At 60.7% G+C, this 16,916-nt stretch carries 18 protein-coding genes; 13 read left to right on the forward strand and 5 right to left on the reverse strand.

The features are described 5' to 3' along the window. The first annotated feature begins 240 nt into the window (after positions 1 to 240). The 10 genes from ACODTD_RS20105 to ACODTD_RS20150 all read left to right on the forward strand — a co-directional run bounded on the left by ACODTD_RS20105 (position 241) and on the right by ACODTD_RS20150 (position 9,686). Entirely contained in the window at positions 241 to 990 is a 750-nt protein-coding gene (locus ACODTD_RS20105) for an electron transfer flavoprotein subunit beta/FixA family protein (RefSeq protein WP_007950859.1), read from the forward strand. 2 nt (positions 991 to 992) lie between these two features. Continuing rightward, positions 993 to 1,922 (forward strand): electron transfer flavoprotein subunit alpha/FixB family protein, encoded by a 930-nt coding sequence (locus tag ACODTD_RS20110; RefSeq protein WP_011335403.1) that lies wholly within the window; start codon positions 993 to 995, stop codon positions 1,920 to 1,922. 80 nt (positions 1,923 to 2,002) lie between these two features. Continuing rightward, positions 2,003 to 2,839, forward strand: a complete 837-nt coding sequence (locus tag ACODTD_RS20115; protein ID WP_108562953.1) for a substrate-binding periplasmic protein — start codon at positions 2,003 to 2,005, stop codon at positions 2,837 to 2,839. Between the two features lie 9 nt (positions 2,840 to 2,848). Beyond that, positions 2,849 to 3,205: a DUF4398 domain-containing protein gene (locus ACODTD_RS20120; RefSeq protein ID WP_170928976.1), complete on the forward strand. Its 357-nt coding sequence runs from the start codon at positions 2,849 to 2,851 to the stop codon at positions 3,203 to 3,205. Then, positions 3,202 to 4,014, forward strand: a complete 813-nt coding sequence (locus ACODTD_RS20125) for an OmpA family protein (protein ID WP_489105124.1) — start codon at positions 3,202 to 3,204, stop codon at positions 4,012 to 4,014. Before ACODTD_RS20120 ends, ACODTD_RS20125 begins: the two co-directional genes overlap by 4 nt. Positions 4,015 to 4,215: 201 nt before the next feature. Further along, positions 4,216 to 5,655, forward strand: a complete 1,440-nt coding sequence (locus ACODTD_RS20130) for an aminotransferase-like domain-containing protein (RefSeq protein WP_007950868.1) — start codon at positions 4,216 to 4,218, stop codon at positions 5,653 to 5,655. A gap of 74 nt (positions 5,656 to 5,729) precedes the next feature. After that, on the forward strand, positions 5,730 to 6,209 hold the full coding sequence (locus ACODTD_RS20135) for a hypothetical protein (RefSeq protein WP_064383436.1): 480 nt from the start codon (positions 5,730 to 5,732) through the stop codon (positions 6,207 to 6,209). 166 nt (positions 6,210 to 6,375) lie between these two features. After that, complete coding sequence (locus tag ACODTD_RS20140; protein WP_007950870.1) at positions 6,376 to 6,630, forward strand: YkgJ family cysteine cluster protein; 255 nt, start codon at positions 6,376 to 6,378, stop codon at positions 6,628 to 6,630. 41 nt (positions 6,631 to 6,671) lie between these two features. Beyond that, the gene (locus ACODTD_RS20145) at positions 6,672 to 7,277 is read left to right on the forward strand and encodes an START domain-containing protein (protein ID WP_085655150.1); all 606 of its coding nucleotides are present in this window, start codon (positions 6,672 to 6,674) and stop codon (positions 7,275 to 7,277) included. Positions 7,278 to 7,592: 315 nt separating this feature from the next. Next, positions 7,593 to 9,686: an LTA synthase family protein gene (locus ACODTD_RS20150; protein ID WP_201815858.1), complete on the forward strand. Its 2,094-nt coding sequence runs from the start codon at positions 7,593 to 7,595 to the stop codon at positions 9,684 to 9,686. A gap of 60 nt (positions 9,687 to 9,746) precedes the next feature. On the opposite strand, the gene ACODTD_RS20155 is transcribed toward ACODTD_RS20150, so the two are convergent. Then, complete coding sequence (locus ACODTD_RS20155; RefSeq protein ID WP_169432680.1) at positions 9,747 to 9,905, reverse strand: DUF3309 family protein; 159 nt, start codon at positions 9,903 to 9,905, stop codon at positions 9,747 to 9,749. A 256-nt stretch (positions 9,906 to 10,161) separates the two neighbouring features. On the opposite strand from ACODTD_RS20155, the gene ACODTD_RS20160 reads away from it, so the two are divergent. From ACODTD_RS20160 to csrA, 3 genes are all read left to right on the forward strand, one after another. Then, entirely contained in the window at positions 10,162 to 10,977 is an 816-nt protein-coding gene (locus ACODTD_RS20160) for an SDR family oxidoreductase (protein WP_007950873.1), read from the forward strand. 64 nt (positions 10,978 to 11,041) lie between these two features. Beyond that, positions 11,042 to 11,374, forward strand: a complete 333-nt coding sequence (locus ACODTD_RS20165; protein ID WP_197869157.1) for a YnfA family protein — start codon at positions 11,042 to 11,044, stop codon at positions 11,372 to 11,374. Positions 11,375 to 11,510: 136 nt separating this feature from the next. Then, the gene (csrA, locus tag ACODTD_RS20170) at positions 11,511 to 11,696 is read left to right on the forward strand and encodes a carbon storage regulator CsrA (protein ID WP_201815855.1); all 186 of its coding nucleotides are present in this window, start codon (positions 11,511 to 11,513) and stop codon (positions 11,694 to 11,696) included. Positions 11,697 to 11,702: 6 nt separating this feature from the next. On the opposite strand, the gene ACODTD_RS20175 is transcribed toward csrA, so the two are convergent. The 4 genes from ACODTD_RS20175 to ACODTD_RS20190 form a co-directional block, all read right to left on the reverse strand. Further along, positions 11,703 to 11,930, reverse strand: coding sequence for a YheU family protein (locus ACODTD_RS20175; protein WP_003192759.1), 228 nt, complete (start codon positions 11,928 to 11,930; stop codon positions 11,703 to 11,705). A gap of 59 nt (positions 11,931 to 11,989) precedes the next feature. Next, the gene (locus tag ACODTD_RS20180) at positions 11,990 to 13,180 is read right to left on the reverse strand and encodes an osmoprotectant NAGGN system M42 family peptidase (protein ID WP_007950879.1); all 1,191 of its coding nucleotides are present in this window, start codon (positions 13,178 to 13,180) and stop codon (positions 11,990 to 11,992) included. Between the two features lie 61 nt (positions 13,181 to 13,241). Continuing rightward, entirely contained in the window at positions 13,242 to 14,987 is a 1,746-nt protein-coding gene (ngg, locus tag ACODTD_RS20185) for an N-acetylglutaminylglutamine synthetase (protein ID WP_201815853.1), read from the reverse strand. Positions 14,988 to 14,990: 3 nt separating this feature from the next. Beyond that, the gene (locus ACODTD_RS20190) at positions 14,991 to 16,763 is read right to left on the reverse strand and encodes an N-acetylglutaminylglutamine amidotransferase (RefSeq protein ID WP_489105125.1); all 1,773 of its coding nucleotides are present in this window, start codon (positions 16,761 to 16,763) and stop codon (positions 14,991 to 14,993) included. Between the last annotated feature and the right edge of the window lie 153 nt (positions 16,764 to 16,916).

Genomic DNA, 16,916 nt, shown 5'->3' on the forward strand with positions numbered 1-16,916 from the left:
AGGCTGAATGGTGGTTTCAAGAGCACCTCTAAAGACAGGGCGTAGGCGGTAACCGGTGATGCGCAGCGCAGGTTCGGCGCGCAGTTTACACACCGCGAAGCGGCATGACTCGTCGGTCACGACTGACGAACGGTCATCCCGTTCAGCCGGCGTTTTTAGAGGTGCCCTTGTGCCCGATGAGCATCAACCGCCAGGTTCGCCTAGGCGACTTTCTTTTCACCGGAGAGTAACGAGGAATCCATGAAGGTTCTTGTAGCTGTCAAACGCGTTGTGGATTACAACGTCAAGGTTCGCGTCAAGGCGGACAATTCCGGCGTAGACCTCGCCAACGTCAAGATGTCGATGAACCCGTTCTGCGAAATCGCAGTGGAAGAAGCCGTACGCCTGAAAGAAAAAGGCGTTGCGACTGAAATCGTCGTCGTCTCCATCGGCCCGTCCACCGCTCAGGAACAGCTGCGTACCGCACTGGCTCTGGGTGCCGATCGCGCCATCCTCGTCGAATCCGCTGAAGACCTGACTTCCCTGGCCGTGGCCAAGCTGCTCAAGGCCGTGGTCGACAAGGAACAGCCTCAGCTGGTGATCCTGGGCAAACAGGCCATCGACAGCGACAACAACCAGACCGGCCAGATGCTCGCTGCACTGAGCGGCTACGGTCAGGGCACTTTCGCCTCGAAAGTCGAAGTCTCCGGCGACAGCGTTGCCGTGACCCGCGAAATCGACGGCGGCGCGCAGACCGTTTCTCTGAAACTGCCAGCGATCGTCACCACCGACCTGCGTTTGAACGAGCCGCGCTACGCGTCCCTGCCAAACATCATGAAAGCCAAGAAGAAGCCTCTCGAGACGCTGACTCCGGACGCTTTGGGCGTTTCCACCGCCTCCACCAACAAGACTCTGAAAGTCGAAGCGCCAGCTGCACGCAGCGCGGGTATCAAGGTCAAGTCGGTGGCTGAACTGGTCGAGAAACTGAAAAACGAAGCGAAGGTAATCTGATCATGACTATCTTGGTAATCGCCGAACACGACAACAAGGTGCTGGCTCCGGCCACCCTGAACACCGTGGCTGCCGCTGCCAAAATCGGCGGCGACATCCACGTTCTGGTTGCAGGCCAGGGCGCTGGCGCCGTGGCTGAAGCCGCTGCGAAAATCGCTGGCGTGAGCAAAGTCCTGAACGCTGACAATGCTGCCTACGCGCATCAGCTGCCGGAAAACGTTGCTCCGCTGGTAGCCGAACTGGGCGCTGGCTACAGCCACATCCTGGCTGCCGCTACTTCCAACGGCAAAAACATCCTGCCGCGCGTTGCCGCCCAGCTGGACGTTGACCAGATCTCCGAGATCATCTCGGTAGAAAGCGCTGACACCTTCAAGCGTCCGATCTACGCCGGTAACGCCATCGCTACCGTGCAATCGACCGCAGCGATCAAAGTGATCACCGTGCGTGCCACCGGTTTCGACCCGGTTGCCGCTGAAGGCGGTTCGGCTGCCGTTGAAGCGGTTGCTGCTGCTCACAACGCCGGCACTTCCAGCTTCGTCAGCGAAGAACTGGCCAAGTCCGATCGTCCTGAGCTGACCGCTGCCAAAATCGTCGTTTCCGGCGGCCGCGGCATGCAGAACGGCGATAACTTCAAACACCTCTACGCGCTCGCCGACAAGCTGGGCGCTGCTGTGGGTGCTTCGCGCGCCGCGGTCGACGCAGGTTTCGTACCGAACGACATGCAGGTCGGTCAGACCGGCAAGATCGTTGCGCCACAGCTGTACATCGCCGTCGGTATCTCCGGCGCGATCCAGCACCTGGCCGGCATGAAAGACTCCAAAGTGATCGTTGCGATCAACAAGGACGAAGAAGCACCGATCTTCCAGGTGGCCGATTACGGCCTGGTGGCGGACTTGTTCGAAGCCGTACCTGAGCTGGAGAAGCTGGTCTAATCCGGCTGCTTCACTTATAAAGAGCCCGACCTTTTGGTCGGGCTTTTTTTTGTCTCGGATTTGAGTGGGAGCGTTTCGCCATGGATCTGCATCATCGGTTGAGCTGCTCGTGGTTGCTGGCGCTGGCATTGTTGCCGGGCCTGTCGGTGGCGGCGGGCAAATGCGAGCGGCTGGTCGTCACCGGCAGCCCGGATGCGCCGCCGTACCTTTGGCAGGATCCGCAGAACCCCAAGCAACTGATCGGTGCCAGTGCGGACCTGTTGCGACAGGTGGCCAAGGAGCTGGGGATCAAAGTCGATCTGCTGTACGCCGGCAAGCGTTCCCAGGCCCTCGACGAAGTGCGCAGCGGGCGCATGGATATGCTGGCCGACGCGCCAATGAACCTCAATGAGCTGGAAAACCTTGACTACATTCACCCGCCGTTGCTGGAAAACGATTATCTGGTGTGGACGCGCAAGGGCTCGACCCTCGTTTATAGCGAAGCCAGGGACCTGCACGGGCATACCGGCGGTTTGTCGGAAAAGTCTCGAATGACCCCGGCATTTGGCACTTTTGCCGAGCAGCAATTGACCCTGACCCGTACGGCAAACCTGACCCAGGCGTTTCAGAAACTTCTGCTGGGCGAGGTGGAATATGTACTAGCCGGTCGCTACTCGGGCATGGCGGCCGCGCAGGCATTGGGCATGGCCAATGATCTGCTGGCCTTTGAACAACCCATCGACCGCCCCGGTCTGTTCCTCGCGGTTTCGCACAACTCGGCCTGCAACGATCCGTGGTTGCGCGGACAGCTGGCCAAAAAGATGACAGAATTGCCCGCGTCCGGCCTGACGGAAGCCGCGCTGCAACGCAACATCGAGCGCTGGAAGGCGCAGCAGCAACAGCCGCCGCAACCACCTGTCAGCGCCCCAAAACAGTAGGGATTCTTAGTGAGTAATCGACTTCTTTTCGCGGCCATGGCCGTCCTGGCCCTGGCCGGTTGCGCCAGCGATCCGGCACCCAACGAACAAATGCGTCTGACCGAGCAGGCCCTTGAGCAAGCCAAGGCCGTCGGCGCCACCGCCGAAGACGTGCCGGAAATGAAACTGGCCGAGGACAAGTTCAACCGGGCCAAAGGCAGCATGGCGGGTGAGTCTTACAAGAATGCGCGGATGCGCTTCGAACAGGCCGAACTCGACGCACGCCTGGCGGAGGCCAAAGTCCTGACCCAGAAGAGCGAGGAGCAAGTGAACGTGCTCAACACCCGCATCGTCCGACTGCGCAAGCAACTGGGGAATGCCCAATGAGCCTGAAGTCCAAAACTCTCGGCGCTCTGATCCTCGCCGGTTGCGCCAGCCTGTACGGCTGCGCCGGTCAGCACAGCGAAACGGCATTGCAGCAGGCCAGCAGCGACTTCCAGAAGGTCAAGGAAGATTCCAACGTGCTGCGTATCGCGCCGAAAGATGTGATCCGCGCCGGTGAGTCCCTGGCCCGCGCCGATCGTCTGTCGACGTACTGGGGCAGCGGCTCGGACGTGGTGCATTACGCCTACCTGAGTCAGCGCTACAGCGAAATCGCCCGTGAGCACACCAATCAGGTGCTCAACGAAGAACGTGTGGCGAAGCTGGAACTTGAACGCCAGCGCCTGCAACTGGCCCTGCGCGAGTCCAAACTGTTGAGCGTGCAACAGCAGGGCAAATGGCTGGAAGAGCAGATCGTTGCGCTGGCCACCACCCAGACCGATCGTGGTCTGGTGATGACCCTCGGTGACGTGCTGTTCGATACCGGCGAAGCTGAACTGAAAAACTCGGCCAACCGCGTGGTGCTGAAGATCGTGCAGTTTCTGCAACTGAACCCGAAACGCATCGTGCGCATCGAGGGCTACACCGACAGCACCGGCGGCAAGCAGGAAAACCTCAAGCTTTCCCGCGACCGCGCACAGTCGGTGGCCAACGTGTTGACGGACCTGGGCATCGACGAAAAACGCATTCAGGTCGAAGGCTACGGCGATGAATACCCGGTGGACGCGAACGCTTCCGAGCGTGGACGTGCGCAGAACCGTCGGGTGGAAATCGTGTTCTCCGACGAAAAAGGCCAGCTCGGCGCCGCCCGCTGAGGGGGGCGTTACTGGAAAGCCCGGGCTGTCAGGCAGCGCCGGGCTTTTTTACGTCTGTCGATTACCTCACAAAGCAGTACAGATTTAACCGACACAGCACTGTATGGTTGACTAATATGGCAACTGTCCCAGTACACTTCCAAACTGTTCCGGTATTGTTTCACACAAGAATAAAACGCCCGTGAAATCGAGTGCTGCGTCATGACCAATCTCTTGCTCTACCAACGTATTGCTCAACAGCTGGCCGAAGATATCCGCCGTGGCGTCTATCAACCGGGCGAGCGCGTACCTTCGGTGCGCAAGATGAGTTCGCAGCTCAACGTCAGCCATGCCACGGTGTTGCAAGCTTACGCCAATCTCGAGGATCAGGGCCTGATCCGTGCGCGGCCGCAGTCCGGTTACTACGTGCACCAGACTCCCGCACTGACGGCGCCCACGCCGGACATCGCCCGGGTCGAACGGCCAGGCCTGGTCACCCGCAGCAGCATCATTCAGCAAGTGCTGGTCGAATCCCGTCGTGAAGGCGTGTTCCCGCTGGGGGCGGCGGTGCCGAGTGTCGATTATTTGCCGGTGCGCGCCCTGCATCAGCAGTTGGCCAAGGTCACCCGGTTTCACAGCCCTCGGGCGTTCAGCTACATGTTCAGCCCGGGTTTCGAGCCGCTGCGCCGGCAGGTCGCGATTCGCATGCGCGATGCAGGCGTGGTCGTTGACCCTTCGGAAGTGGTAATCACCCACGGCTGCGTCGACGCATTGCAGATGTCATTGCGAGTGCTGACCCGCCCCGGCGACCTGATCGCCGCCGAATCCCCCACCTATTACGGCCTGTTGCAACTGGCCGACCTGCTGGGCCTGAAGGTCATCGAGATTCCCAGCGACCCCGCCACCGGCATGAGCCTCGAAGCCCTGCAACTGGCGGCCAATCAATGGTCGATCAAGGCGCTGGTACTGACCACTCGCCTGAGCAATCCACTCGGCGGCACCATGCCCGAAGAGCGGCAGAAACAGCTGCTGCGACTGGCCTCGGATTTCGATATCCAGATCGTCGAAGACGACATCTACGGCGAGTTGATGTTCGAGCAGGGGCGCACCAAGTCGCTCAAGGCTTACGACCGGCTAGACCGGGTGATTTATTGCTCGAGTTTTTCCAAGACCTTATCGCCCGGTGTGCGCATCGGCTGGATGATCGCCGGCAAGTACCAGCAGGAAATCCAGCGCTTGCAGACCTTCAGCACTCATTCGGCGTGCAGCGTCACCCAAATGGCCATCGCGGCGTACCTGGAAAACGGCGGCTATGACCGGCATTTAAGGTACATCCGCCAGGAATACCGAAAAAATCTCAGCGCATTCCAGCTGGCGGTTCAGCAGTATTTTCCCGAAGGCACGCAGATGACCCGGCCCACCGGCGGATTCATTCTGTGGGTCAGTCTGCCGGGGCGGGTCAACACCCAGGAGTTGCACGTGCGGGCACTGCAACAGGGCATCAGCATTGCGCCGGGTCTGATCTTCAGCAACACCGAGCAGTTCAACCACTGCATCCGGTTGAACTGCGGCATCCCGTGGAATCGCGAGGCGGAACGGGCGCTGATGACCCTCGGCATGTTGGCGACACAGCTCTGCCAGGAGATGGCCGGCGGATTCTGAAACAATGGCGGAGCTTGTCATGTGGCGTCCAACAGGCGAGCATATGGCCCTCTGCCGTCAGCTTCGTTGGGTTCATGAAAGCGAAATTTTCTGCCGCCTGGGTTGTGCTATGCCTGCTGTTGATGGGTCATGTACCCGGTGTTTTGGCGGCTGCAGCGCAGGAAAAGGCGCCGGCCACTGCCAACGCGAAGAAACCGGCGACGACCAAAAAAATCGCTCCAGCGAAAACCACGCAGCAGAAAAAGGCTGCTCCGGTCAAGAAGCGCGCACCGGTCGCTACCAAGTCAAAGTCGGCGAAAGAAGTGGCCAAGACGCCATTGCCGTCTGCGAAGCTCGACTTGAGTCTGCCCAAAGACATGGTTCAGGAATTGAAACCCCCCGGCTCAGTGACGCTGCCCAAGCGCGAAGCGATCCTGCCGCAGATGTTCGGTGACAAGAACAGCGGGTTCCAGCTCAATGGACGCTTGCTCAGCAACGAAATGCAGCTGCAACTGCGCAATGAAGAGCGCCGGGAAGTCGAAGGCGCGGCGCTGGATTTCGAGTTCAAGCAATAAATCGTCCCCGTCGGTGACCCGCAGACCAGACGCTTTGTCGGAGACTGGTCAGTCATTTTCGTTTCTGCGTAAAAACCCCGGCTCAGGGAATTTAAAACAGCCGTTTAAGCGGTTACCCTGTCCCGCGTCCCTTTAACACATTGCCCGCTGCGAGGAACGCGTCGTCATGAAATGCCGTGAAGGCTGTGGCGCCTGCTGTATTGCCCCTTCCATCAGTTCGCCGATTCCAGGCATGCCCGATGGCAAACCTGCCGGTGAACGCTGCGTTCAGTTGTCGGTCGATAACCTGTGCAACATTTTCGGCCGACCGGAGCGTCCGGCGGTCTGTTCAGGATTCAAGGCCGATCCGGAAGTCTGCGGCAGCAGCCAGGAAGATGCGATCAGACTGCTCGGCTGGTGGGAGCAGATGACGGCGGCGTGATGTGTCAAACGAACGGAACTTCAACAATAAGGAATAAGACTATGGGTTCGCTGCATCGTATCGCTGTGTTGTGTGGTTTGACTGCCGTGCTGGCCACCTCGGCTGCTCAGGCTGAAGACTGGAAAGTCGCCAAGAACGAAGACGGCATCAAAGTCTCCCTGAGCGAAGTGCCGGGTTCGGACTACAAGTCTTATCAAGGCGTGACCGTGATGAAGACCACCATCGCCAAACTGCGCGCCCTGCAGGAAGACGTCTCCGGTGCCTGCGCCTGGATTCACGAGTGCAAGACCCAGAAACTGCTCAAGCACGAAGGCGATCAGAGCTGGACCTACACTCAGTTCAACACGCCATGGCCGGTGACTCCGCGCGATTCGATCCTGCACGTCACTACTGTTGAAGGCGCCGATGGCAGCCTGACCCGTAATCTGGAAGGCGTTCCGAAGTACCTCCCTGAAGAAAAGGGCTTTGTGCGTGTCGCGCAGGTCAAAGGCTTTTGGAAGTTCGTGCCAAAGGGTGATCAGGTTGAAGTGACTTATCAGGTTCACACCGAGCCGGGCGGCAGCGTGCCGTCGATGATCGCCAACAAGTTTGTGGTCGACGCACCGTTCAATACCCTGAAAGCCTTGAGAGAACGCGCCGAGAAGTAAGCACCGCGTTCCTCCGTAAACGCCCCGAAGAACTCGGGGCGTTTTGTTGTGCAGGTTTTATTGTGTTTCCGAATATGCGTTGAACGAAATTTTCACAAACGCTTCAAGACAATTCGCCCGCACTGTTCGCACCTGTATCGATGCAGCATGCCTTGAATGAAAGCGTCCGGCGGCGGGCACTAATCAATGGCAATGCCGTCGGTGATCGTGCAACATTTGCGCTCCGCGCAAGCCCCGGGGCCTGGAATGGCCAACAGAGGGCAGGGCGCAGCCGTATTTTTTGCAACTTCAACTTCCAATGGGTCCTAAAACGACATGGCAAACCCGGACGCCCTGAGTCAGCAGCGATCTTCCAGTCGCCTGCTGCAACCGACCGTCAAATCGCATCTGGCCTACACGCTTCTGTGCGCGCTGGTCATGATGGTGATGTTTTCCGTGCTGCGCCTCGCGCTGCTGGTCTACAACCGCGAGATGATCCTCGACACCCCGGCCTCGACTTTCCTCGAAGCCTTCGCCAACGGCCTGCGTTTCGATGTGCGCCTGGTGGTGTATGTCTGCATTCCGCTGGTGCTGGCGCTGTTCAGTGCCCGGGCCATGGCGGCGCGCGGGTTCTTCCGTCTGTGGCTGACCATCGCTTCGAGCATCGCGCTGTTCCTCGGCCTGATGGAGATGGACTTCTACCGCGAATTCCACCAGCGCCTTAACGGCCTGGTGTTCCAGTACGTGAAGGAAGACCCGAAAACCGTGATGAGCATGCTCTGGTACGGTTTCCCGGTGGTGCGTTACCTGCTGGCGTGGGCCGTGGGCACGCTGATCCTGACCCTGGCGTTCAAGGGCGCCGACCGTCTGACCCGGCCGCGTGGCCCGTTCAGCGGCGGCAACGTCGGCACCCGTCAAGTGGCGCCATGGTATGCGCGTCTGGCGGTGTTCGTGGTGTGCCTGCTGATCTGCGTGGTGGCCGCTCGCGGCACCCTGCGTCAGGGCCCGCCGCTGCGCTGGGGTGACGTGTACACCACCGATTCGAACTTCGCCAACCAGCTCGGCCTCAACGGCACGCTGTCGCTGATCGCGGCAGCCAAGGACCGGATGGGCGAAGATCGTGACAACATCTGGAAAGCCACACTGCCGCAGGATCAGGCGCAGAAAGTGGTGCGCGAGATGCTGGTGATGCCGGACGACAAACTGGTGGATGCCGATATCGCCGCCGTGCGTCGTGAATACACACCGCCTGCCGACAAGACCCTGCCGATCAAGAACGTCGTCGTGATCCTGATGGAAAGCATGGCCGGTCACTCGGTGGGCGCACTGGGCGCGCCGGGCAACATCACGCCGTACCTCGACAAGCTGTCGAAGGAAGGCCTGCTGTTCGACCGTTTCTTCTCCAACGGCACCCACACCCACCAGGGCATGTTTGCCACCATGGCGTGCTTCCCGAACCTGCCGGGTTTCGAATACCTGATGCAGACCCCGGAAGGCAGCCACAAACTGTCCGGCCTGCCGCAGTTGCTCAGCGCTCGTGACTATGACGATGTCTACGTCTACAACGGCGACTTTGCCTGGGACAACCAGTCCGGTTTCTTCAGCAACCAGGGCATGACCAACTTCGTCGGCCGTAACGACTTCGTAAACCCGGTGTTCTCCGATCCGACCTGGGGCGTGTCCGACCAGGACATGTTCGACCGTGGTCTGGTGGAGCTCAAGTCGCGGGAAAACGGCAAGCCGTTCTACGCGCTGCTGCAGACCCTGTCCAACCACACGCCGTACGCCTTGCCGACGCCGCTGCCGGTCGAGCGCGTCACCGATCGTGGCCCGCTCAACGAGCACCTGACCGCCATGCGTTACGCGGACTGGGCGCTGGGCCAGTTCTTCGAGAAGGCCCGCAAAGAGCCGTACTTCAAGGAAACCCTGTTCGTCATCGTCGGCGACCACGGTTTCGGCAACGAGCGTCAGATCACCGAAATGGATCTGGGCCGCTTCAACGTACCGATGCTGATGATCGCACCGGGCATCCAGGAAAAATTCGGTACCCGTGACCACACCGTGGGCACGCAAATCGACATCGTGCCGACCATCATGGGTCGTCTGGGTGGCGAAGTGCGCCATCAGTGCTGGGGCCGCGATCTGCTGAACCTGCCGGCAGGCGACACCGGTTTTGGTGTGATCAAACCGTCGGGCAGCGAGCAGACCACCGCTATCGTTACCGCCGACCAGATTCTGGTGCTGCCGAAAGAGAAGGAAATGGCGCCGAAGATCTACCAGTACCAACTGGGCGCGAACCCTTCTGCCGAAATCATTCCGGACGCCCCGCGTACTGCCGAGCTGAAACTCAAGCTCGAAGCGTTCCTGCAAACGGCCACCAAGAGCCTGATCGACAACACCGCCGGTGTCATAAACGGCAAGCCGGACTGATCATTCGGCGCAATAAAAAAGAGGCCCTCTAGAGGGCCTCTTTTTTTGTCGGTCAAACAGTCATATCCGACCGAGTAACAACAGCACCAGCAGTACAACCAGCACTACGCCGATAATGCCCGAAGGACCATAACCCCAACTTCTGGAGTGCGGGAAGACCGGCAGACCACCGATCAGCAACAGGATCAGGATAATGATAAGAATTGTGCCCATGTCGATTTCCTTGTTGATAGCGTCTGAGAAGTCTTGGTGTTCAAGGGCAGCTGGAAGTTGAACTAAATCCAGCCGGCTTATAAATTCCGACTGGTGCGCATGAAAGAAAATTCAATGTTTTTTTAAGGTATTTGGCTCGCGCTCTTATTTCGTTTGCTGTCGCGGTTTGCTCTCGCCATTCAGCAATCTGATGGAGCGTGGGTCGCCCCGTATCCTTCGCTACACTCCGCGGATCTTCCCCGGAACAACAAGGCTGTCTGCTATGCAAAATCGCATGATGATCACTGGCGCGGGCTCAGGCCTGGGTCGCGAAATCGCGCTGCGCTGGGCGCGTGAAGGCTGGCAACTGGCCTTGTCCGACGTCAGCGAGCCCGGTTTGCAAGAGACCCTGAAGCTGGTTCGCGAGGCCGGCGGCGACGGCTTCATCCAGCGCTGCGACGTGCGCGATTACAGCCAGCTGACCGCGTTTGCCCAGGCTTGCGAAGTGAAACTTGGCGGCATCGACATCATCGTCAACAACGCCGGTGTCGCCTCGGGCGGTTTCTTCAGCGAGCTGTCGCTGGAGGACTGGGACTGGCAGATCGCGATCAACCTGATGGGCGTGGTCAAGGGTTGCAAGGCGTTCCTGCCGCTGCTGGAGCAGAGCAAGGGCAAGATCATCAATATCGCGTCCATGGCCGCGCTGATGCAGGGCCCGGCGATGAGTAACTACAACGTGGCCAAGGCCGGGGTAGTGGCGCTGTCGGAGAGCCTGTTGATCGAACTGGCCCAACAGGAAGTCGGGGTTCATGTGGTCTGCCCGTCGTTCTTCCAGACCAATCTGCTGGATTCTTTCCGTGGCCCGACGCCGGCGATGAAAGCCCAGGTCGGCAAGTTGCTGGAAAGTTCGCCCATCACCGCCAGCGATATTGCCGATTACATCTACAAACAGGTCGCAGCCGGCGAGTTCATGATTCTCCCCCACGAACAAGGGCGCATGGCCTGGGCGCTCAAACAGAAAAATCCGCAGCTGCTGTACAACGAAATGACCGCAATGGCCGAAAAGATGCGCGCCAAGGCCAAACAGAACAACGGCTGAACTTGCCCGGGGTTCGCCGCATCGTTAGGGTGGCCGCAACAGTCACCCTGACGAGATGTCTTGCATGCTCAATTACCTGTGGTTTTTCCTCGCCGCGCTGTTCGAAATCGCCGGCTGTTTCGCGTTCTGGATGTGGTTGCGCCAGGGCAAGAGCGCCTTGTGGGTGATCCCGGCGCTGATCAGCCTGACCCTGTTCGCGCTGCTGTTGACGCGCGTCGAAGCGACCTACGCCGGTCGCGCCTACGCCGCTTATGGCGGCATCTACATCATTGCTTCGATTGGCTGGCTGGCGGTGGTCGAACGCATCCGCCCGTTGGGGTCGGACTGGATCGGTGTGGCGCTGTGTGTGATCGGGGCGAGTGTGATCCTGTTCGGTCCACGATTCACTGCGACTTGAATGGCTGGCTTGAAGGAAATGTCTGAAGGCTTGCGCGCCTTGCTGTGTAGGGAATGACTGAATTGCCCACAGCGCATTGTAGGGCGGTCGAAACCCGCGCATCTTCAAGGCTCGCAAACCTTGAAGGACACCTCCCATGCTTGTACTCAGCCGTGTTGTCGGTGAACTGATTTCCATCGGCGACAACATCACTCTGCGCGTTCTGGCGGTCAACGGCTCCAGCGTGCGGTTCGGCGTCGAAGCGCCGGAGCAGGTCGGCGTGCACCGCGCCGAGGTCTACGAACGGATCCAGCGCAAACAGGCCAGCGGCAAGGCCCGCTGACCGTTTTCAGTCGAACAGGTGCTTGGGCACGTCGTGCTTGAGCATCAACTGGCATTGCTCGCTTTCCGGATCGAAGACAATCAACGCCTGGCCTTTGGTCAGCGCCTGGCGAACCCGCAGTACGCGAGTTTCCAGCGGCGTGTCGTCACCGTTGTCGGTACCGTCGCGGGTGACGAAATCCTCGATCAGGCGGGTGAGGGTGTCGACTTCAAGCGCGTCGTAGGGAATCAGCATGGGCACCTCGGCTAAATCAATGTCGGGATGCTACGGCGAATGATCGCCGAGGGCCAGACTCAACTGTCCGAACGCTGCCCCACCAGGCTGTCCACCGACGGCACACGGGTGTCGCTCTCCATCTGCGTTTCGTGTTCGATCTGATGACTGAAGCGATCCAGTGACCCGGTGGCCGGTTGCGCATCGCTGGCGAACACCGGCGGACTCAGAATGTACGCTCCCAGCAAGCGACTGAGCGCCGCCAGGCTGTCGATGTGCGTGCGCTCGTAGCCGTGGGTCGCGTCGCAGCCGAAGGCGAGCAGGGCGGTGCGAATGTCGTGACCGGCGGTGACCGCCGAGTGGGCGTCACTGAAGTAATAGCGGAACAGGTCGCGGCGCACAGGCAGTTCGTGCTCACCCGCCAGACGCAACAAGTGCCGCGACAAGTGATAGTCGTAGGGCCCGCCGGAATCCTGCATCGCCACGCTCACCGCGTGTTCGCTGGAGTGCTGGCCCGGCGCGACCGGGGCGATGTCGATGCCGACGAATTCGCTGACGTCCCACGGCAACGCCGCCGCTGCGCCGCTGCCGGTTTCTTCGGTGATGGTGAACAGCGGATGGCAGTCGATCATCAGTTCCTGGCCGCTGTCGACGATGGCTTTCAACGCGGCCAGCAGCGCCGCGACGCCGGCCTTGTCGTCCAGGTGACGGGCGCTGATGTGGCCGCTTTCGGTGAACTCCGGCAGCGGATCGAAGGCCACCACGTCGCCGACGCTGATACCCAGCGAATCGCAATCGGCACGGGTCGCGCAGTAGGCGTCCAGACGCAGCTCGACGTGATCCCAACTGATCGGCATCTCGTCCACGGCTGTGTTGAAGGCATGCCCGGACGCCATCAGCGGCAACACGCTGCCGCGAATCACACCGTTGTCGGTGAACAGGCTGACGCGGCTGCCCTCGGCGAATCGGCTCGACCAGCAACCCACCGGCGCCAGGGTCAGACGCCCGTTGTCCTTCACCGCGCGCACGGCGGCGCCGATGGTGTCCAGGTGCGCCGAGACCGCACGGTCGGGGCTGTTTTTCTTGCCTTTAAGGGTGGCGCGGATCGTGCCGCGACGGGTCATCTCGAAGGGAATGCCGAGTTCTTCCAGACGCTCGGCGACGTAGCGCACGATGGTGTCGGTGAACCCGGTCGGGCTCGGGATGGCGAGCATTTCCAGCAGGACTTTCTGCAGGTAGTTCAGATCCGGTTCGGGAATTTGGGTGGTCATGGAAACTCCTGTTGCGGGGCGTCATTCGCGCGTTGAACGCGTGAATGACGCTGAAGAGAGATCAAACGGCCGGCTGACTGTGCGGAAACAGCAGATCGACAAACCGCTCCGCCGTCGGCTGCGGCTCATGGTTGGCGAGCCCCGCCCGTTCGTTGGCTTCGATGAACACGTACGTCGGTTGATCCGCCGCCGGCACCATCAGGTCGAGGCCGACCATCGGGATCTCCAGCGCCCGAGCCGCGCGCACGGCAGCCTCGGCCAGGGTCGGGTGCAGAATCGCCGTGACGTCTTCCAGTGTGCCGCCGGTGTGCAGGTTCGCCGTGCGCCGCACGAACAGATGCTCACCGGCCGGCAGGATGCTGTTGTAGTCGTAACCGGCGGCGTGCAAGGTGCGTTGGGTTTCGTGGTCCAGCGGAATCTTGCTTTCGCCGCTGGTCGCCGCTTGCCGTCGCCGGCTCTGTGCTTCAATCAGTGCGCCGATGGAATGATGACCATCGCCGACCACCTCCGCCGGGCGGCGAATCGCCGCTGCAACTACCTCGAAACCGATCACCAGAACCCGCAGGTCGAAGCCTTCGTGGAAGCTTTCGAGCAGCACGCGCGTGTCGAACTGCCTGGCCGCTTCGATGGCCTGCTGCACTTCCTCGATGGTTTGCAGGTCGACCGCCACGCCCTGGCCCTGTTCGCCATCCAGCGGTTTGACCACCACTCGCTGGTGTTCATCGAGGAACGCCAGATTGTCGTCCGCGTTACCTGCCAATTGCTGCGACGGCACATTCAACCCGGCGGCTTTCAAGACTTTGTGGGTCAGGCTCTTGTCCTGGCACAGGTTCATGCTGATGGCGCTGGTCAGGTCGCTCAGCGATTCGCGGCAACGCACCCGGCGCCCGCCATGACTGAGGGTGAACAGCCCGGCATCGGCATCATCCACTTGCACGTCGATGCCGCGCCGATGCGCTTCCTCGACGATGATCCGCGCATAAGGGTTGAACTGCGCCTCCGGGCCAGGGCCGAGAAACAGCGGCTGATTGATGCCGTTCTTGCGCTTGATGGCGAACGTCGGCAGGTTGCGAAAGCCGAGTTTGGCGTAGAGGTTTTTCGCCTGGCGGTTATCGTGCAGCACCGATAGATCGAGGTAGCTCAGACCGCGACTCATGAAGTGCTCGATCAGGTGCCGCACCAGCACTTCGCCGACACCGGGACGCGAACACTGCGGATCGACCGCCAGGCACCACAGGCTGCTGCCGTTTTCCGGGTCGTTGTAGGCTTTCTGGTGATTGAGCCCCATGACGCTGCCGATCACCGCGCCGCTGTCATCGTCTTCCGCCAGCCAGTACACCGGGCCGCCCTGATGGTGCGGGGTGAGCAGGGTGGCGTCGATTGGCAGCATGCCGCGCGCCTGATACAGCTGATTGATCCCCTGCCAGTCCGCGTCACTTTGTGCACGGCGAATGCGAAAGCCACGAAAAACGCGGGTGGCTTGACGATAATCGCTGAACCACAAACGCAGGGTGTCGGACGGGTCGAGAAACAGTTGGGTCGGTTCCAGCCCGAGAATCTGCTGCGGCGCGGCGACGTACAAGGCGATATCGCGCTCGCCCGGCTGTTCGTTAAGCAGTTCCTGAGCAAGGCTGGCCGGATCGGGAAAGGTATGACCGATCAGCAGCCGGCCCCAGCCACAGTGCACTGCAATCGGCTCGGCAGCCGGCTCGCTGCCATCTTCGGCCAGACGCGCCTGCAAGCGTTCGTAGGACGGTGTCTGACCGCGCAGCAGGCGTTGGCTGTAAGCCGTGGCGTGAGGTTTCATCGATCAGATTCCTTGTTCGCTGAGCCACAGGTTCAGGGCCGCCAGTTGCCACAGCTTGGAGCCGCGCAGCGGGGTCAACTGGCCTTGCGGATCGGTCAGCAATTTGTCGAGCATGGCCGGGTTGAACAGGCCGCGATCCTGACTCGGATCGAGCAGCAGTTCGCGCACCCAGCTCAGGGTATCGCCCTGCAAATGCTTGAGACCCGGCACCGGGAAGTAACCTTTCTTGCGGTCGATCACTTCGCTCGGAATCACCCGTCGCGCGGCTTCTTTCAACACCTGCTTGCCGCCGTCCGGCAGTTTGAACTGGCCCGGAATGCGGGCCGACAATTCCACCAGGCGATAGTCGAGAAACGGCGTGCGCGCCTCCAGGCCCCAGGCCATGGTCATGTTGTCGACGCGTTTGACCGGGTCGTCCACCAGCATCACCGTGCTGTCCAGGCGCAGGGCCTTGTCGACCGCCGCATCGGCGCCGGGCTGTGCGAAATGTTCCTTCACGAAGTCGCCGGCAGCGTCATTGGCGGTCAGCCATTTTGGCTGCACCGTGGCCGCATAGTCGTCGTAGCTGCGGTCGAAAAATGCCTCGCGATAAGCCGCATAGGGATCGGCTGCACCGTCGACTTGCGGATACCAGTGATAACCGGCGAACAACTCGTCGGCGCCCTGGCCGCTTTGCACAACCTTGCAGTGCTTGGCCACTTCGCGGGACAGCAGATAGAAGGCGATGCAATCGTGGCTGACCATCGGCTCGCTCATCGCGCGGAACGCGGCGGGCAGTTGCTCGATGATCTCTTTTTCGTCGATGCGCAGTTGATGGTGCTGGGTGCCGTAGTGCTTGGCGATCAGATCGGAGTACTGGAATTCGTCGCCGCGCTCGCCGCCGGCATCCTGAAAACCGATGGAAAAGGTCGACAGGTTTTCCACGCCGACTTCGCGTAACAGGCCGACGAGCATGCTCGAATCGACGCCGCCGGAAAGCAGCACGCCGACATCCACCGCCGCCCGTTGGCGGATGGCCACGGCTTCACGGGTGCTGTCGAGCACGCGGTCGCGCCAGTCTTCCAGGGTCAGGTTTTTCTCGTCGTCGTGGGGGCCGTAGGGCAGGGTCCACCAGGTTTTCTGCTCGGTGGTGCCGTCCGCTTCAATGCGCATCCAGCTCGCGGGTGGCAGCTTTTCGATGCCCGCCAGCAAGGTGCGCGGCGCAGGCACCACGGCGTGGAAATTCAGGTAATGATTGAGCGCCACCGGATCGAGGATCGGGTTGATGTCACCGCCCTTGAGCAGCGCCGGCAGCGCCGAGGCAAAGCGCAGGCGCTGGCCGGTGCGCGACAGGTACAGCGGCTTTACGCCGAGACGGTCGCGAGCAATGAACAGACGCTGGGCATCGCGCTCCCAGATGGCGAAGGCAAACATGCCGTTGAGTTTCGGCAGCAGCGCTTCGCCCCAGGCGTGATAACCCTTGAGCAGCACTTCGGTGTCGCCGCCGGAGTAGAACGCATAACCGAGCGCTTCGAGTTCGGCGCGCAGTTCCGGGAAGTTGTAGATCGCGCCATTGAAGGCCAGGGACAGGCCCAGTCGGCTGTCGATCATCGGCTGCGCCGAACCGTCCGACAGGTCCATGATTTTCAGGCGTCGATGGCCCAGGGCAATCGGCCCTTGGGCATGGAAGCCCCACGCATCAGGGCCGCGAGGGGCCAGGTGATGGGTGATTCGCTCAATGGCTGCAAGGTCTGCAGGTTGTTGATCAAAACGTAACTCGCCAGCTAATCCGCACATAAAGTCCTTACCGGTTTTTCCGTTGGGGAAGGTGTCGCTGTACCGCGCCGAAATGGCCGGTACCCAGAAACTGACCCGGCTCGGATGTGGGAGTTTTAGAACGATCAGTTATAAGTACATCGATCTGACCGGTGGGCCGTTAACATCTGGGTT

Source organism: Pseudomonas sp. FG35 (assembly GCF_057809295.1).

Excerpts from the sequence above, each read along its gene's own strand:
- ACODTD_RS20110 (WP_011335403.1), top strand. The coding sequence starts at position 993 with ATGACTATCTTGGTAATCGCCGAACACGACAACAAGGTGCTGGCTCCG.
- ACODTD_RS20130 (WP_007950868.1), top strand. The coding sequence starts at position 4,216 with ATGACCAATCTCTTGCTCTACCAACGTATTGCTCAACAGCTGGCCGAA.
- ACODTD_RS20105 (WP_007950859.1), top strand. The coding sequence starts at position 241 with ATGAAGGTTCTTGTAGCTGTCAAACGCGTTGTGGATTACAACGTCAAG.
- ACODTD_RS20135 (WP_064383436.1), top strand. The coding sequence starts at position 5,730 with ATGAAAGCGAAATTTTCTGCCGCCTGGGTTGTGCTATGCCTGCTGTTG.
- ACODTD_RS20150 (WP_201815858.1), top strand. The coding sequence starts at position 7,593 with ATGGCAAACCCGGACGCCCTGAGTCAGCAGCGATCTTCCAGTCGCCTG.
- ACODTD_RS20140 (WP_007950870.1), top strand. The coding sequence starts at position 6,376 with ATGAAATGCCGTGAAGGCTGTGGCGCCTGCTGTATTGCCCCTTCCATC.
- ACODTD_RS20160 (WP_007950873.1), top strand. The coding sequence starts at position 10,162 with ATGCAAAATCGCATGATGATCACTGGCGCGGGCTCAGGCCTGGGTCGC.
- csrA (WP_201815855.1), top strand. The coding sequence starts at position 11,511 with ATGCTTGTACTCAGCCGTGTTGTCGGTGAACTGATTTCCATCGGCGAC.
- ACODTD_RS20115 (WP_108562953.1), top strand. The coding sequence starts at position 2,003 with ATGGATCTGCATCATCGGTTGAGCTGCTCGTGGTTGCTGGCGCTGGCA.
- ACODTD_RS20125 (WP_489105124.1), top strand. The coding sequence starts at position 3,202 with ATGAGCCTGAAGTCCAAAACTCTCGGCGCTCTGATCCTCGCCGGTTGC.
- ACODTD_RS20165 (WP_197869157.1), top strand. The coding sequence starts at position 11,042 with ATGCTCAATTACCTGTGGTTTTTCCTCGCCGCGCTGTTCGAAATCGCC.
- ACODTD_RS20190 (WP_489105125.1), bottom strand. The coding sequence starts at position 16,763 with ATGTGCGGATTAGCTGGCGAGTTACGTTTTGATCAACAACCTGCAGAC.
- ACODTD_RS20180 (WP_007950879.1), bottom strand. The coding sequence starts at position 13,180 with ATGACCACCCAAATTCCCGAACCGGATCTGAACTACCTGCAGAAAGTC.
- ngg (WP_201815853.1), bottom strand. The coding sequence starts at position 14,987 with ATGAAACCTCACGCCACGGCTTACAGCCAACGCCTGCTGCGCGGTCAG.
- ACODTD_RS20145 (WP_085655150.1), top strand. The coding sequence starts at position 6,672 with ATGGGTTCGCTGCATCGTATCGCTGTGTTGTGTGGTTTGACTGCCGTG.
- ACODTD_RS20175 (WP_003192759.1), bottom strand. The coding sequence starts at position 11,930 with ATGCTGATTCCCTACGACGCGCTTGAAGTCGACACCCTCACCCGCCTG.